Source organism: Streptomyces sp. NEAU-W12 (genome assembly GCF_026242095.1).
In the GTDB taxonomy this organism is placed as follows: domain Bacteria; phylum Actinomycetota; class Actinomycetes; order Streptomycetales; family Streptomycetaceae; genus Streptomyces.
In genome coordinates, this window is sequence record NZ_JAPJDM010000003.1 from 67,632 (window position 1) to 82,807 (window position 15,176).

Sequence of the window (15,176 nt, forward strand, 5' to 3'; positions counted from 1 at the left end):
CCGGCCGGGTCCGTGGGGTCACGCCGTTCTGGCACGCTGAAGCTAAATCAACTCGGTTGTCTTGTACACGCTTTGAGCGGAAGTGACGTACGGGTGCACCGGCCGGCCGGTGAGACGGCCGGGAACCGCCGTTCCGTGGCCGTTACCTGGCGGCGGAGTGCCAGTTCTCCGCGAGTACCTTGCCGGCGTCGGGGGCGACGGTGCCGGGCGCGTTGAGTCCGGTGAGGTGCGTTTGGGTGTTGTCGAGGGTGAGGCTGTTGTTCCCGGCGGCGGAGGGCAGCCCGGTCTTCGCGTTGACCGCGGCGTTGATCAGGCCGACGTTCAGACCGCAGCCGGTGGCCGCGGGGACCGCGAAGGTGCTGTCGTTCTGGGTGGCACCGGTGAGGTTGATCCGGCTCATGTCTCCGGCCTCGTCGGGGGTGCCGTCGCCCTGGAAGAAGCTCATCCCGAACTCGGGGTGGTCGAGGTTCCGCGGGCGCAGCACGATGGGGTTCGAGGCCGTCCCGATGTAGCACTTGCTGCCCAGGAGGGGGTTCTCCAGGTGGACGCGGACCGGGAGGGCGACGATCGGCATGTCCGTGAGGATGCCCGCGGTCTGGTCGAAGGCGTAGGGGGCGCCGACGGACTCCATGGTGGCGGTGATCCTGTTGAGGCTGGAGTTCTCGAGCGTCCTGCAGATGGCCGTGATCACCGGAACCTCGCTCGGGCACATCAGGCCGAGCAGACCGCCGGGGACGGTGGCGGGGTCGGCGACGAGCGCGCCGGAGGGCGGGGCGACGACGCCGCTCGTGCCGTCCGCGTTCTGCACGACGCCGATCTGGAGGTTGGTCCTCCCCGTGACCACGGTGGTCTTGCCCAGCTTGATGGAGCCGCCGGCGGAGGTGGAGACCACGCACTGCGGGGTCTTCTCGAGGCCGTCGGCGGCCAGCATCGCCCCCGCGTCGACGGGGCAGCGGGTGAAGGGCGCCCACTCGCCGTTCAGCGCGGGGTCGGCGGCGGTGGCGGTTCCCATGGTGGCGAGGGCGCCGAGCGCGGTCAGCGCGGAGACGGTCGCGAGCCTGGTGCGGTGGGAGAGCAGGGGCATGGTGATGACCTTCCGTGGGAGGGAGCGCGGCCGGTACGGCTCAGCGCTCGGGGACGGGGATCTTGAGGGGCTGCAGGTCCTCGGTGCACTCGGCGGGATTGAAGACCTGCACCGCGCACGTCTGGCCCTGGACCTGCTTGACGTGGTTGCCGGGGCCGGAGACGGAGGCGGTGAGGAGGCGGTCGAGGTCCTCGCCGCCGGTGCCGCAGCCGGTGAAGGCCGGGATGGTCATCTCGCCGGTCAGTCGGCCACCGGAACTGAGCAGGTAACCGGTGGGCTGGTCGGGAGGCTGGTGGGTGCTGCTCCCGGACAGCACCAGATGGTCACCGGGATACGTCTCGGGATCGGGTTCGAAGGAGCGCAGGGGCCTTTCCGTCCTGCAGTCGGGCCCGACCTCCAGGGGGATTCCGTTGACCTCGAGAGCGGTCATCCGCAGGACCAGCGGGATCCGCACACGGGTTTCCAGGCGGGTGAACAGAGTGACGAACGAGGTCTCGCCGCTGGCGTCCATGGTCATGGGGCCCGTCTGCTCCAGCACCATGGTGGCCTTCGTCGGAGTGAAGCCGAAGGTCAGGAAGGTGGCCTGGAACGGTGGGGTCCGCGGACGCCCCTGGTGACGGAGGGTTCCCTCCGAGTGCTGGGTCAGATGGCCCCCGCTGAAGTCCGGGAAGAACTCGATGTCCGTGGGGCCCTGCTCGATCAGCACGCAGGACAGGGGGAGGAGCGAGGCGCCTTCCAGCTTCCTCACGTTCGTGTAGCCGGTGACATAGGCGTTCAGCGACGCCGACGTGGACGGGTGTCCGTCGTCGTAGAGGCACGGGGGCGCGTCGCGGTCCGCGGCGCTGCCGCCGGGCGTGTCCCCGGCCACCTCCGGCGCGCGGTCCCCCTGCCGGTCCTCCGGTTCGTCCTGCGGTCCGGAGGACGAACCCGCGGACCGCCCCGAGGACCCCCGCGACGGCTCCCCCGCGGCCGGCCTGCCGTCCGGATCCGGCGTCCGCGCTCCGACCGGCACGGTGGCCAGCAGTCCCCTGCCCGGTGCGTCCCCGGCGAGGGAGCAGTCGACGGTCGGCGGGCCGGGCTCGGCGGCGGTGCCGTCCGCGGCACCGAGCGCCAGGTCGACGGCGAGGGCGCCGGCCCGGAACGTCAGGTCGCCGTCGCTCCGGCCGGTCACCGAGGGGACGTCGCCCGTCGTGGTCAGTGTCAGCGGCCCGGCCCCGGGCAGGGGGACCGGCTCCGCCGTCCCGCGCCAGGTCGCCTCCGCCGCCGCTTCGTTCTGGGTGACGCCGACGCCGAGACGGGTCGAGGCCCGCGCGGTGGCGGCCCCGGCCGAGGTGAGGTCCGCGACCGCCTCGGCGGGCAGTTCCACGGTGGTGGTGATGTCGGTGGGTGAGAACGCCTCGCCCGCCTTCGCCCGGCCCGGGAAGCGTGCCGAGATCCGTACCGTCGCGGGCCTGTCTCCCGAGGGGAACGCGCAGACGTAGGGGAGTTCGACGTCCGTCTCCTGGGTGCCCGCGGCGGTGGCCGCGGCCGGGACCAGGGCGGCGAGCACGACGAACGCGGCGATCGACGCGCTCCTGGCGCGGAGACGGTGCGGCCGTGGAACGGCGGCTCGGTGGCCTCTCATGCAACTCCGCTCGGGTAGGGGGAACCGGTGTCGGTGGAACGCGGCACGGAGCCCGCGAACGCCCGGCCGAAGACACCGGCCGGGCGGACACGAGCGGGTGGCTCCCTACGGGTTGGAGCCGACGATCTTCGGAATGGAGCCGTTCGACGCCTTGATGGCGTAGTTGCCCTTGAAGAGGGGCCTGGTGGCGGTCGTGACCACCGAGCCGCAGTTGACGGGGGCGGGGCTGGAGCTGACGGCCAGGTCACCGGCGACACTGCTGACGGCCAGGACGCCGGTGGAGTTGGTGTAGGTGGCCGAGGCCTTGCCCGTCACCGTGAACTTGCAGGCGCCGGCGGTCACGTTGGCCTTGACGTTGCCGATGTAGCCCTTGGTGACGCCGGTCGAGGCGGTGTAGTCCTGCGCGACGACGGTCCAGGGGGTGACCGCCACGGTGGTGACGTTGCCCAGGACGCTGGTGCACGGCGAGGACGGGGTGCCGAAGTTGATGGCGCCGATGGTGGCGACCGTCGCCGGGTTGCCCGTGGTGCTCGCCATGCCGCCCGACGCGCCCGAGGTCGTGCACGTCATCGGAATGGTGGCGGTCAGCACGATGTTGCTGCTGTTCGTCGCCGTGTAGCTGCCCGACGGGGTGACGGTCCACACCGTGGAGGGCACCGCCGAGGCGGGCGCGACGGTGAGACCGAAGGCGGCCGCGGCCGCACCCGCCACGACTGCGAACCTTCTCGTGTTCTTCTTCATGACGTCAGAACTCCTCGTGGATTGGCCGGCAGAGGTGGGCCGTGGCCGGGAGATCGAGGGAAGGCCGTGCGGCCCGCGGCTCGGTGGTCGCCGTCCGCGAGAAATGACGTTACTTGCGGGAAACTTGGCCGAACAGTGTCACTGTTCATGATTCTTTTGAAAGTGGAAACATCTGTTTCCTGGGTGAGGGGTCCGCGGGTCGTCTTAGTCATCGACTGTCAATGTCGACGTTTCATCCGGTGGTGCGAGGTCTCGCCGCTCGCCGTTCGCCGCCGGGTCGATCTGCTCACCGGACGACAGTTTCCGAGGCGTTTCTTATCTGCGCCCTGACAAGTTCCGGATGGCTGGAGCGGGTGTCGCGGGAAACTCGGATTTTGGTATTGCCCGCCGAGGTTACTCGACCGTAACGTGCCGGTGTGGTGCTCGGCTCCAGGTCGGTGGCCCCCGTCGGCCGGAGTCGCGACGGATGCTTTCCGGCCTCACCCTCCCAGCGGGCCCGGACGTCCGTGGGCAGGGTCTCGCGGTCCGTGCCCCCCGGCGCCGCGGGACCCTGCCCTGTCTCCTCGGAGACAAGCGCGGCCGGTGTGTTGTCTGTGCGGTGACACGTTTTGGAAAGAGGGCGGGAACCCGGATCCGCGACCGTTGGAGGTGATATGGGAATCGAAGTGGTGGTCGAGGGCCTGACCAAGTCCTTCGGTGGGCAGAGCATCTGGCGGGACGTGACACTCACCCTTCCTGCCGGGGAGGTGAGCGTGATGCTGGGACCGTCCGGCACCGGGAAGACCGTTTTCCTGAAGTCGCTCATAGGGCTGCTCAAGCCCGAGGAGGGCCGTGTCCTCATCAACGGGGTGGACATGGTGAACAGTCCCGAAAGGGATATCTACGAGACCCGTAAACTGTTCGGCCTCATGTTTCAGGACGGGGCCCTCTTCGGATCGATGTCCCTCTTCGACAACATCGCCTTCCCCCTGCGCGAGCACACCCGCAAGAAGGAGCCGGAGATCCGCCGCATCGTCATGGAGCGGATCGAGACCGTCGGGCTGCTGGGCGCGGAGGGCAAGCTCCCGGGAGAGATCAGCGGAGGCATGCGCAAGCGGGCCGGCCTGGCCCGCGCGCTCGTACTGGACCCGCAGATCGTCCTCTGCGACGAACCGGACTCCGGGCTCGACCCCGTCCGCACCGCCTACCTCTCCCAACTGCTGATCGACCTGAACGCGCAGATCGACGCGACGATGCTGATCGTCACCCACAACCTCGACATCGCCGCCACCGTGCCCGACAACATGGGAATGCTCTTCAGGCGCGAGCTGGTCGCCTTCGGCCCGCGCGAGGTGCTGCTCACCAGCGAGGAGCCGGTCGTGGCCCAGTTCCTCGGCGGCCGGCGCGAGGGCCCCATCGGGATGTCCGAGGAGAAGGACGCGGCCACCCTCGCCGCCGAGGCGGACACCGCCGTCACCGAAGCGGCCCGGCCCCGGCGGATCGTCCCGCAGCTGGAGCCGTCGCCGGGTCTCCCGCCGCGCCGGGCCGTCGCCCGACGGCGCGAACGAGTCATGGACATGCTCGACCGGTTGCCGCCCGCCGCGCGCTCCGCCATCCGGGAGACCTACGCGCGAAGCGCCCAGGCACCGACCCTGCCGATGCCCGCCACCGGGAGCGGCGCATGATCACCGGCGCGCTGCGGCAGACCGGCCGGCTCTTCGCGCTCGCCGCCGAAGTGAGCCGTGCCGTCTTCCGAAGACCCTTCCAGTTCCGCGAGTTCGTCGAGCAGTTCTGGTTCATCGCGGGCGTCACCATCCTGCCCGCCGCTCTCGTCTCGATCCCCTTCGGCGCCGTCATCGCCCTCCAGGTCGGCTCCCTGACCCAGCAGCTGGGAGCCCAGTCGTTCACCGGAGGCGCCAGCGTCCTCGCCGTCGTCCAGCAGGCGAGTCCGCTCATCGTCGCCCTGCTCATCGCCGGCGCCGGCGGCTCCGCCATCTGCGCCGACCTCGGCTCCCGCAGGATCCGCGAGGAACTCGACGCCATGGAGGTCATGGGCGTCTCGCCCGTGCAACGTCTGGTCGTACCCCGGGTGCTGGCCACCATGGGCGTGGCGGTCCTGCTCAACGGTCTGGTCTCCGTCGTCGGCACCCTCGGCGGCTTCTTCTTCAACGTCGTCCTGCAGGGCGGCACCCCCGGCGCCTACCTGTCCAGCTTCTCCGCCCTCGCCCAGCTGTCCGACCTGTACCTCAGCGAACTCAAGGCACTGGTCTTCGGGTTCATCGCCGGCATCGTCGCCGCCCACCGGGGCCTCAACCCGCGCGGCGGTCCCAAGGGTGTCGGCGACGCCGTCAACCAGTCCGTCGTCATCACCTTCCTGCTGCTCTTCTTCGTCAACATGGTGATGACGGCCGGCTACCTCCAGATCGTCCCGCCGAAGGGAGGCTGAGCGCGATGGCCTCCCCGCTCGCCCTGCTCGACCGCACCGGCGACCAACTGCTCTTCTACACCCGGTCCCTGCTGTGGATCCCGCGGACCCTGCACCGCTACCTCAGGGAGGTGCAACGCCTCCTCGCCGAGGTGGCCTTCGGCACCGGAGGGCTCGGAGTCATCGGAGGCACCGTCGGTGTGATGATCGCGATGACGCTCTTCACCGGAACCGTCGTCGGACTCCAGGGCTACGCGGCCCTCGACCAGATCGGCACGGCCGCGTTCACCGGATTCGTCTCCGCCTACTTCAACACCCGCGAGATCGCCCCGCTCGTCGCCGGACTCGCCCTCTCCGCGACCGTCGGCGCCGGCTTCACCGCCCAGCTCGGCGCCATGCGCATCAACGAGGAGGTCGACGCCCTCGAGGGCATGGGCATCCGCTCCATGCCCTACCTGGTCACCACGCGCATCATCGCCGGCGTCGTCGCCATCGTCCCGCTCTACGCGATCGGGCTGCTCTCCTCCTACCTGGCCTCCCGCTACGTGACCGTCCTGTTCAACGGCCAGTCCCGGGGCACCTACGACCACTACTTCAACCTCTTCCTCTCCCCGACGGACGTCCTGCTCTCCGTCCTGAAGGTGCTGATCTTCAGCGTGATGGTGATCCTCGCCCACTGCTACCACGGCTTCCACGCCTCGGGCGGCCCCGCCGGCGTCGGCGTCGCCGTCGGCCGGTCCGTGCGCAACGCCATCGTGCTGATCAGCGTCACCGACTTCTTCCTGTCGCTCGCCCTGTGGGGCGCGACCACGACCGTGAAGGTGGCGGGGTGACATGAGCCGGCCACGACGCCCACGAGGCGAAACGCTGCGCCGCCGGAGCGCCGGGGTGGTGTTCCTGCTGGTGCCCGCCCTGCTGATCTGGCTGGCCGTCGCCGTCTACGACAAGCGGTTCACCGCCTCTGACCCGGTCGTCGTCGAGACCGGCAGCGTCGGCAACGAGATGCACCCCGGCGCCGAGGTCAAACTGCGCGGGGTCGTCGTCGGCGAGGTCCGCGCCATCGACGCCACCGGCGACGGCGCCCGGCTGACCCTTGCGATGAAACCCGGTGCCCTGGACGACGTCCCGGCCGGCGTACGCGCCCAGATGCTGCCGACCACCCTGTTCGGAGAACGCTTCGTCGCCCTCGTACCGCCCGAGAACCCTTCGGACGGCCGGACGCTGGCTGCCGGAGCGGTCATCCCCCAGGACCGCTCCGCGAACGCCGTCGAACTCCAGCAGGTCCTCGACAACGTCCTGCCGGTGCTCACCGCGGTCCGGCCGCAGAAGCTCTCCGCCACCCTGTCGGCCGTCTCGCAGGCCCTGGAGGGACGCGGCGACCGGCTCGGCGACACCCTCGGCGTACTCGACGACCACCTGCGGGAGTTCAACCCCCACCTGCCCACCCTCAACCGCGACCTCAAGGAGCTCGTGAAGGTCAGCCATGTCTACGCGGACGCCGCGCCCGACATCATCACGGCACTCACCGACTTCACCACCACCAGCGGCACCCTCGCCGAGCAGGAGGCCGAACTCGCCGGCACCCTCGGCGCCACCACCCGGGCCGCCGAGGACATGACGGCCTTCCTGCGCAAGAACGAGAACAACATCATCCGGCTCGCCGCGAGCGGCAGACCCACCCTGGAACTGCTCGCCGAGTACTCCCCCTCCTTCCCGTGCACGCTGCGCACCCTCGCCGAGTTCGTGCCCGCCATGGACAAGGCGCTCGGCAAGGGCACCGACCGGCCCGGCATCCACGTCGACGTCACCACCGTCGCCTCGCGCGGCGCCTACGTCCCCGGCCGCGACACCCCGTCGTACGACTCCGGCGGCGGCCCCCGCTGCCCCCGGGTGCCCTACCCCGGCGCGTCCGCCCGGCCGGCCGTACAGGCACCGGCGGGGACGGGCGCGGGGACGCGGGCCGGGGCGGACGACGACCTCGGGCCCGCCAACTCCCCGCAGGAGAACGCCCTGGTCAACGAACTCCTCGCCCCCGCCGCGGGCAGGAGCCCCGCGGACCTGCCCGACTGGAGCAGTCTGCTCGTCGGCCCCGTCTACCGCGGTACGGAGGTGACCCTCGGATGACCACCCCGGCCGCCTTGGACCACGCGCACACCCGGCGCCGCCCGCTGACCGGGCCGCTGCTCAAGTCCCTCGTCTTCGTCCTGGTCACCGCCCTCGCCACGGCCGTGCTCGGCCTGAGCGTCGCCGACACCGGCGTGGGCTCCGGCACCCGCACCTACAAGGCCCTGTTCACCGACGTCACCGGGCTCCTCGACGGCGACAGCGTGCGGATCTCCGGGGTGAAGGTCGGCGAGGTGACCGACGTCCGCGTCGTCCGACGACGCACCGCGCAGGTCACGTTCACCGTCCGCGACGACCGCCGGCTGCCCCGGTCGGCCACCGCCGCCGTGAAGTACCTCAACATGGTCGGCCAGCGCTACGTCGCCCTCGACCGGGGCAGCGGCGACCTCACCGGCGCCCTCGAACCGGGCTCCACCATCCCGCTCGACCGCACCACCCCCGCCCTCGACCTGACCCTGCTCTTCAACGGGTTCAAGCCGCTGTTCGAAGGACTCTCCCCGAAGGACGTCAACGAACTCGCCGGATCGATCGTGCGGGTCCTCCAGGGGGAGGGCGCCACCGTCGACAGCCTGATCCGCCACATCGGCTCGCTCAGCACCACCGTCGCCGCCAAGGACGAGGTGATCGGCCAGGTCGTCGGCAACCTCACCACCGTCCTGGACACCCTCAACGACCGGGAGGCCGAATTCGACGACCTCGTCGTCACCCTGCAGGAACTCGTCACCGGCTTCGACGACGACCGTGAACCACTCGGCAGGGCCGTCGGGGCCATGGGCGACCTGACCACCGTCACCGCCGACCTCCTCGAGGACGGACGCGAGCCCCTGAAGCGGGACATCCGCGAACTGGGCCGGCTCTCGACGGGCCTGGGCGAACACACCCCGCGGATCGAGGACTTCCTCGACCGCACCCCCGCCAAGATGACCGCCCTGGCCCGTCTGTCCTCCTACGGCTCGTGGTTCAACCTCTACCTCTGCGAGGCACGCGTGAGCGGAGTCACCACCTCCGACGGCTCCGAGCCGCCGACCGGGATCGCGATCACCGAACCGAGGTGCCGGGGATGAGGCTCTTCGCGCGAGGTGAGGGGAAGGGCGGGTCCGACGGGTCCGGCCCGGCCGACAGGGCGGGTCCGGCGGCCGCCAGGCCCCGGCGGCCGCGCATCAGGCCGGTCAAGGAACGCGACCCCGTGGCCGTGGCCGTCGCCGGGCTGCTCGGACTCGCCCTGCTCGCGGCCCTCGTCCTCAACGCGGAGCGGCTGCCGCTCGGCGGCGGCACCTCCTACAGCGCCGACTTCTCCGAGGCGGCCGGCCTCGACACGGGCGACGAGGTGCGCATCGCCGGCGTCAAGGCCGGCCGGGTCACCGGCGTCGGGCTCGACGGCGACCGGGTGAAGGTCACCTTCGAGGTCGAGGACGCCTGGATCGGCGACCGGACGACCGCCGCCATCGCCGTCAAGACCCTCCTCGGCGACAAGTATCTGGCACTCGACCCGCTCGGCTCCGCCCGCCAGGACCCCGGCAGCCGCATCCCGCTGTCCCGCACCACCTCCCCCTACGACGTGACGCAGGCCTTCCAGGACCTCGGCGGCACCGTCGACGCCATCGACACGGAGAAGCTCGCGGAGAGCTTCGAGACCATCTCCGACACCTTCAAGGACTCCCCGCCGCATGTGCGCAACGCCGCCGTCGGACTGTCCGCACTGTCGAAGTCCGTCTCCGAGCGCGACGCGGAACTCGCCGAGCTCCTCAAGGGCAGCGCCACGTTCACCAAGACCCTGCAGGACAAGCAGTCCAGCTTCGAGACCCTCATCGAGGACGGCGGCTCCCTGCTCGGCGAACTCAAGGACCGCCGCGCCGCGATACGCGCCCTCCTCAAGGGCAGCAGGAAGCTCGGTACCGAACTCGGCGGCCTCGTCGACGACAACGAGAAGCAGCTCGGCCCCACCCTCAAGGCCCTCGGCCGGGTCACCGGCGTCCTGGAGAAGAACAACGCCCAGCTCGGCAGGACCCTCGCGCTGGTCGGGCCGTACTACCGCCTCGTCGGCAACACCCTGGGCAGCGGCCGCTGGTTCGACAGCTACCTGTGCGGCGTCGTCCCCCGCTCCTACCTGCCCGAGACGTCCCTGCCCGAGACCGGATGCCGGCCGCCGGAACAGCGGGCGGCGGCAGCCCGGGGAACGGTGGGTGAACGATGAACAGACGCGGAAAACTCCTCACCGGCGTGCTCGCCCTCGCGGTGCTCGTCGCCGGCGGTCTGGTCACCGCCCGCGTCCTCGACCCCGGCGGCACCCGCGTCACCGCCTACTTCGACCGCGCCGTCGGCGTCTACGCCGGGTCCGACCTGCGCATCCTCGGCGTACGGGTCGGCGAGGTGGAGTCGGTGACCCCGCAGGGGACCACGGTACGGGTCGGCCTCCGTGTCGACGAGGGGGTGAGGGTTCCCGAGGGCGCGAGGGCCGTCGTCGTCGCCCCGAGCGTCGTCGCCGACCGCTACGTACAGCTCACCCCCGCCCACAGCACCGGCCCCGCCCTGGCCGACGGCGCCGTACTGCCCGCCTCCCGCAACCTCACCCCCGTCGAGATCGACCAGCTCTACGAGTCGATCACGGATCTGTCCGAGGCACTCGGCCCGGACGGCGCCAACTCCTCCGGCGCCCTGGCCGAGCTGCTGACGACCGGTGCCGCCAACCTCGACGGCAACGGCGAGGCCATCGGCACCACCATCGAGGAGTTCGGCAAGGCGGCCAGGACCCTCGACGGCAGCAGCGGCGACCTCTTCCGCACGCTCAGCCGGCTCCAGACGTTCACCACCATGCTCAAGGACAAGGACACCGACGTGCGCACCGCGCAGGAACGCCTGGACGTCGTCGTCGGCTTCTTCGCCGACAACAAGGACGACCTCACCGGCGCGCTCGAGGAACTCGGTACCGCACTCGGCCAGGTCAAGACCTTCGTCGAGGACAACCGGGGTGAGCTGAAGAAGAACGTCGACCGGCTCGTCCCCCTCACCCGGACCCTCGTCGAGCAGCGGGCCTCGCTGGCCGAGGCGCTGGACGTGGCACCTCTGGCCGCGGGCAACCTCGTGGGCGCCTACAACCCCGACACCCGCACCCTCGACGGCCGCGCCAACCTCAACGAGATCAGCATGGGCGGCCCGCTGCTGCCCCTGCCCGAGACGGGCGGCTCGTCCGCGAGCGGCGACGGGGCCGCGGGCTCCGGGAAGGGGGAGCGATGAGGGGAGCGATGAGACGCGGCGTGCGCACCACGGGCGGCGCCGTCGGTCTGACCCTGGGCGGACTGACCGCCCTCGGCCTCGGCTTCGCCCTGGCCCTCGGCGCGGTCACCACCGGCATCCCGCGCTTCGACGGCATCGAGGACCTGCCGCTGCCCGGCGGCGCCGACCTCGGCGACCACCCGTACACCGTCACCGCGGAACTCCACGACGTCCTCAGTCTGGTCCCGCAGTCCGCGGTGAAGGTCAACGACGTCGCCGTCGGCCGGGTCACCGCCATCGACCTCGGCCACGACGACTGGTCGGCCCGCGTCACCATGCGGATCAACGGCGACGTGCGGCTGCCCGCCGACTCCACCGCCCGGCTCGAACAGTCCGGCCTGCTGGGTGAGAAGTACGTCCAACTCGCCGCACCCGCCCAGGAGTCCGGAGCCGGGGCCGGCACCGCTCCCGGGACCGGTGCCGAGACCCCGGTCGGGGCCGGCGTCGAGCCCCCGGCCGTGACCGGGAGCGGAAACGGAAGCGGAACGCTGGAGGACGGAGCCGTCATCCCGCTTTCCCGCACCAGCCGCGACACCGAGGTCGAGGAGGTGTTCGGCGCCCTGTCCCTGCTCCTCAACGGTGGCGGCGTCAACCAGCTCAAGACCATCACCCAGGAGCTCAACGCGGCGCTCGGCGGCCGTGAACCCGAGGTCCGCTCGGTACTGAAGCGGGTCAACACCCTGGTGACCGACCTCGACGACAACCGGGGCGACATCACCGACGCCCTCGACGCCGTCAACCGCCTCTCCGCGACCCTCGCCACCCGCAAGGACGACGTCGGCATCGTCCTCACCGACCTCTCGCCGGGACTGAAGACGCTCGAGAAGCAACGCGGCTCCCTGCTGACCATGCTGCGCTCCCTCGACACCCTCTCCGGCGTCGCCGTCTCCACCGTCAACGCGAGCAAGGACGACATGATCGCCGACCTCAAGGCCCTCGCGCCGACCCTGAAGGCCCTCGCGGACGCGGGCGCGGACCTGCCCGACTCGCTCGAGGTGCTGCTGACCTACCCGTTCACCGACGAGGTGATGCGAGGCGTGAAGGGCGACTACCTCAACGTGTACCTGGACATGGCCGCCGTGCCGGGCACCCGGGTGATCCCGCCCCTGGTGCCCCGGGACCCGGCCTCCCCGGCAGCGGCGGGGGAGAGGCGCTCCGCCGGGAGGACCGCCGGCGGACAGGGTCCCGGCGAGGGGCAGGAGTCCGCCCCGCCGGAAGGCGGGCCGGCGGGCAGTTCACCGGAGGCCGGGCCGGGAACGCCGTCGGGAACCCCGTCGAGCGGGCCCTCCCGGGAGAACCCGTCCCCCCTGCCCCTGCCCTCCGTCCCCGGCACGGCTCCCCCCTCCGCCTCCGGGACGACGGCGGACCCGACGGCCGCACCGGGAGGTGACCTCGGTTGATCACCCCCGCCGTACGGCTGAAGAACCTGGCCTTCCTCCTCGTCGCCGTCCTCGCCCTCTCCTACCTCGGCATCCGCTACGCCGACCTCGGCCGGTACGCAGGCGTCGCCGACCACTACACCGTCGACGTGCGACTTCCGCACACCGGCGGCCTGTTCACCCACTCCGACGTCACCTACCGAGGTGTGTCCGTGGGACGCGTCGGCCCGATCGGACTCACCGCCGACGGTGTCGTCGCCGAGCTCCGCATCAGGAAGTCCGCCCCGAGGATCCCCGCCGACACCCGGGCCGTGGTCGCGGGACTCTCCGCCGTGGGCGAGCAGTACATCGACCTGCGGCCCGAGAGCGACGGCGGCCCCCACCTCACCGAGGGCACCCGCATCGAACAGGCCGACACCCAGGTGCCCGCCCCCGTCACCGACGTCCTCACCAGTGTGAACGACCTCGCCGGGTCCGTACCGCTCGAGGATCTGCGCACGGTCGTGGACGAGTTCGGCAAGGCCTTCGAAGGACACGGCGACGACCTCGAGGTCCTGCTGGACAGCGGCAGCGACTTCGTGGTGGCCGCCGACCGCAACCTGCCGGCCACCACCCGGCTCGTCACCGACGGCGAGACGGTCCTGCGCACCCAGGCCGAGGAGGGACGGGCCATCCGAGACTTCGCCACCGGGGCGACGGAACTGGCCCGCGCCCTCAAGGGCTCCGACGCCGATCTGCGCCGCCTGCTCGCCGTCACCCCCGGGGCCGCCACCCAGGTCAGCGGCGTCCTGCGGGACCTCGACCCGAGCCTCGGCGTCGTCCTCGCCAACCTGCTCACCACCTCCGAGATCGCCGTCACCCGGCAGCGCGGCACGGAGGAGTTCCTGGTGAAGGTCCCGGCGGCCGTCGCCGCCGGCGCCACCGCCGTCGAGGGAGGAAAGCTGAACTTCGGCATGGCCGTCACCTTCTTCGACCCCCTGCCCTGCACCGACGGGTACGGCGCCACCCGCTACCGCAACGGCCTCGACCTCGGCACCACGCCCGCCCTCAACACCGGGGCGGCCTGCACGGCCTCCGCCGCGGACGGGGTCAACGTACGAGGCTCGGCGAACGCTCCGAAGGGGGGCCCGGTGCCCGACCCGGCCAAGCCCGGCACCCTGCCCTCCGGCAGCAGCGGTGGGGGTGGTGACGGGGCGAAGACGGGCCGACCGGCCGCGCTCCCCGGCGCCCTCGCCCTGCCGGGCCAGGGCGGAGAGGCACCGAAGGGTCTGGCGGGCCTGACGGGCCTCCTCACTCCGGCCACCGGGAGCACCCGATGAAGACGAACAGGTCCCGCATCCTCACCGGCGCGGGGCTCGCCCTGGCGCTCGGCTTCTGCGGCACCGGCGCGTGGACGTACGCGCAGGCCCGCACCGACGACGCGCTCGCCCACAGCGAGGAACGCGACCGGGTGCTCGCCGACGGACGCGAGGGCATCACCGTCCTCACCACGCTCGACGCCTCCACCCGGCAGCGGGCCGAGCAGGGCATCCGGGCCTGGAGTGCCGCCTCCACCGGGCCGCTGCGCGACGAACTGGGCCGCACCGGGGCCAGGGCGGGAGCGTCGGCGCGCGGCACGGTCACCGAGGCCGCCCTCACCGCGCTCGACACCCGCACCGGCACGGCCAGGCTCATCGCCACCGTCCGCGTCGAGGTCACCCCCGCCGGCACGAAGCAGCCGGCCATCGACCGCAAACGCCTGGAGGCCGTCCTGGCCCGCACGGACGAGGGGGAGTGGAAGGTGAAGGCCCTGAGCGCGGTCCCGGTCACGGCGGAGAGGGCGACGACGCCGGAGAAGAAGGAGGACGGCGGCCGATGACACCGACGCCGACGCGGCTGCTGCGCAGGACCGGACGCGGCCCCCGGGAGCCCGCCCCGGGCGCGGGCGAGGAGGTCACGGAACCGGAAACCGCCAGGGAGGCGGACGAGGCCCCGGACCCGGACGCCACGCTCCCGGACGACGCCCGCCCCCTCCCCGCAGAACGCCGCCGACGAGTCGTCCTCGCCGTCTCCGTCGTCCTGCTCCTCCTGACCGGCGGCGGCTTCTTCCACGGCGCCCACCAGCTGCGTTCGGCCCCGCACGCCCAGAACCGGGCGCTCACCGACACCGAGGCCACCGACCGTGTGGCCGGCGAGGTCGGCAACGCCCTGGCCCGCGCCTTCTCCTACACACCGGGCGGCACCGAGGCCGTCGAACGCTCCGCCCGCACCGTTCTCGGCGGCCGTGCCGCCCGCCAGTACCAGGCGCTCCTCGACCAGGTCCGCGACGACCTCACCGAGCAGCGCGTCTCCCTGAGCACCCGGGTCGCCCGTGCCGGAGTGATCGAACTCGACGGAGACACGGCCCGCCTGCTGGTCTTCCTCGACCAGACCTCCCACCGCGGCGAGGACGCGGCGGACGCGGACGCGGTCTCCACCGCGGCGGCCCAACTCACCGTCACGGCACGGCTCGGGAACGACCAGTGGCGGATCACCGACATCAAGGCCCGCTGACCGTGCGCGGGAGAC

The 15,176-nt window shown here is 71.7% G+C and carries 14 protein-coding genes; 11 read left to right on the forward strand and 3 right to left on the reverse strand.

Features of this window, described 5'->3' with window-relative positions; all coding sequences use genetic code 11:
• Nucleotides 1-142: 142 nt before the first annotated feature.
• From ORI94_RS04525 to ORI94_RS04535, 3 genes are all read right to left on the reverse strand, one after another.
• Nucleotides 143-1,084, reverse strand: coding sequence for a hypothetical protein (locus ORI94_RS04525; RefSeq protein WP_266072660.1), 942 nt, complete (start codon nt 1,082-1,084; stop codon nt 143-145).
• A gap of 40 nt (nt 1,085-1,124) precedes the next feature.
• Nucleotides 1,125-2,708, reverse strand: a complete 1,584-nt coding sequence (locus tag ORI94_RS04530) for a DUF6801 domain-containing protein (RefSeq protein ID WP_266072662.1) — start codon at nt 2,706-2,708, stop codon at nt 1,125-1,127.
• Between the two features lie 105 nt (nt 2,709-2,813).
• Nucleotides 2,814-3,449 carry a hypothetical protein gene (locus ORI94_RS04535; RefSeq protein WP_266072664.1) on the reverse strand — a complete coding sequence of 212 codons (636 nt, stop codon included), beginning with the start codon at nt 3,447-3,449 and terminating at the stop codon, nt 2,814-2,816.
• Nucleotides 3,450-4,102: 653 nt separating this feature from the next.
• On the opposite strand from ORI94_RS04535, the gene ORI94_RS04540 reads away from it, so the two are divergent.
• Genes ORI94_RS04540 through ORI94_RS04590 form a run of 11 tightly spaced genes read left to right on the forward strand, consistent with a single transcriptional unit; the run spans nt 4,103 to nt 15,161 of the window.
• On the forward strand, nt 4,103-5,113 hold the full coding sequence (locus ORI94_RS04540; protein WP_266072666.1) for an ABC transporter ATP-binding protein: 1,011 nt from the start codon (nt 4,103-4,105) through the stop codon (nt 5,111-5,113).
• Complete coding sequence (locus ORI94_RS04545) at nt 5,110-5,874, forward strand: MlaE family ABC transporter permease (protein WP_266072668.1); 765 nt, start codon at nt 5,110-5,112, stop codon at nt 5,872-5,874. Before ORI94_RS04540 ends, ORI94_RS04545 begins: the two co-directional genes overlap by 4 nt.
• 5 nt (nt 5,875-5,879) lie before the next feature.
• Nucleotides 5,880-6,686, forward strand: coding sequence for an MlaE family ABC transporter permease (locus tag ORI94_RS04550; protein ID WP_266072670.1), 807 nt, complete (start codon nt 5,880-5,882; stop codon nt 6,684-6,686).
• A 1-nt stretch (nt 6,687) separates the two neighbouring features.
• Nucleotides 6,688-7,977 (forward strand): MCE family protein, encoded by a 1,290-nt coding sequence (locus ORI94_RS04555; protein WP_266072672.1) that lies wholly within the window; start codon nt 6,688-6,690, stop codon nt 7,975-7,977.
• Nucleotides 7,974-9,041, forward strand: a complete 1,068-nt coding sequence (locus tag ORI94_RS04560; RefSeq protein ID WP_266072674.1) for an MCE family protein — start codon at nt 7,974-7,976, stop codon at nt 9,039-9,041. Before ORI94_RS04555 ends, ORI94_RS04560 begins: the two co-directional genes overlap by 4 nt.
• On the forward strand, nt 9,038-10,171 hold the full coding sequence (locus tag ORI94_RS04565; RefSeq protein WP_416237771.1) for an MCE family protein: 1,134 nt from the start codon (nt 9,038-9,040) through the stop codon (nt 10,169-10,171). Before ORI94_RS04560 ends, ORI94_RS04565 begins: the two co-directional genes overlap by 4 nt.
• Complete coding sequence (locus ORI94_RS04570) at nt 10,168-11,211, forward strand: MCE family protein (protein ID WP_266072678.1); 1,044 nt, start codon at nt 10,168-10,170, stop codon at nt 11,209-11,211. Before ORI94_RS04565 ends, ORI94_RS04570 begins: the two co-directional genes overlap by 4 nt.
• An 8-nt stretch (nt 11,212-11,219) precedes the next feature.
• The gene (locus ORI94_RS04575; RefSeq protein ID WP_266072680.1) at nt 11,220-12,650 is read left to right on the forward strand and encodes an MlaD family protein; all 1,431 of its coding nucleotides are present in this window, start codon (nt 11,220-11,222) and stop codon (nt 12,648-12,650) included.
• Nucleotides 12,647-13,948 carry an MCE family protein gene (locus tag ORI94_RS04580; RefSeq protein ID WP_266072682.1) on the forward strand — a complete coding sequence of 434 codons (1,302 nt, stop codon included), beginning with the start codon at nt 12,647-12,649 and terminating at the stop codon, nt 13,946-13,948. The genes ORI94_RS04575 and ORI94_RS04580 overlap by 4 nt, the downstream gene beginning before the upstream one ends.
• On the forward strand, nt 13,945-14,487 hold the full coding sequence (locus ORI94_RS04585) for a hypothetical protein (protein WP_266072684.1): 543 nt from the start codon (nt 13,945-13,947) through the stop codon (nt 14,485-14,487). Before ORI94_RS04580 ends, ORI94_RS04585 begins: the two co-directional genes overlap by 4 nt.
• Nucleotides 14,484-15,161, forward strand: coding sequence for a hypothetical protein (locus ORI94_RS04590; protein WP_266072686.1), 678 nt, complete (start codon nt 14,484-14,486; stop codon nt 15,159-15,161). The genes ORI94_RS04585 and ORI94_RS04590 overlap by 4 nt, the downstream gene beginning before the upstream one ends.
• Nucleotides 15,162-15,176 lie beyond the last annotated feature (15 nt).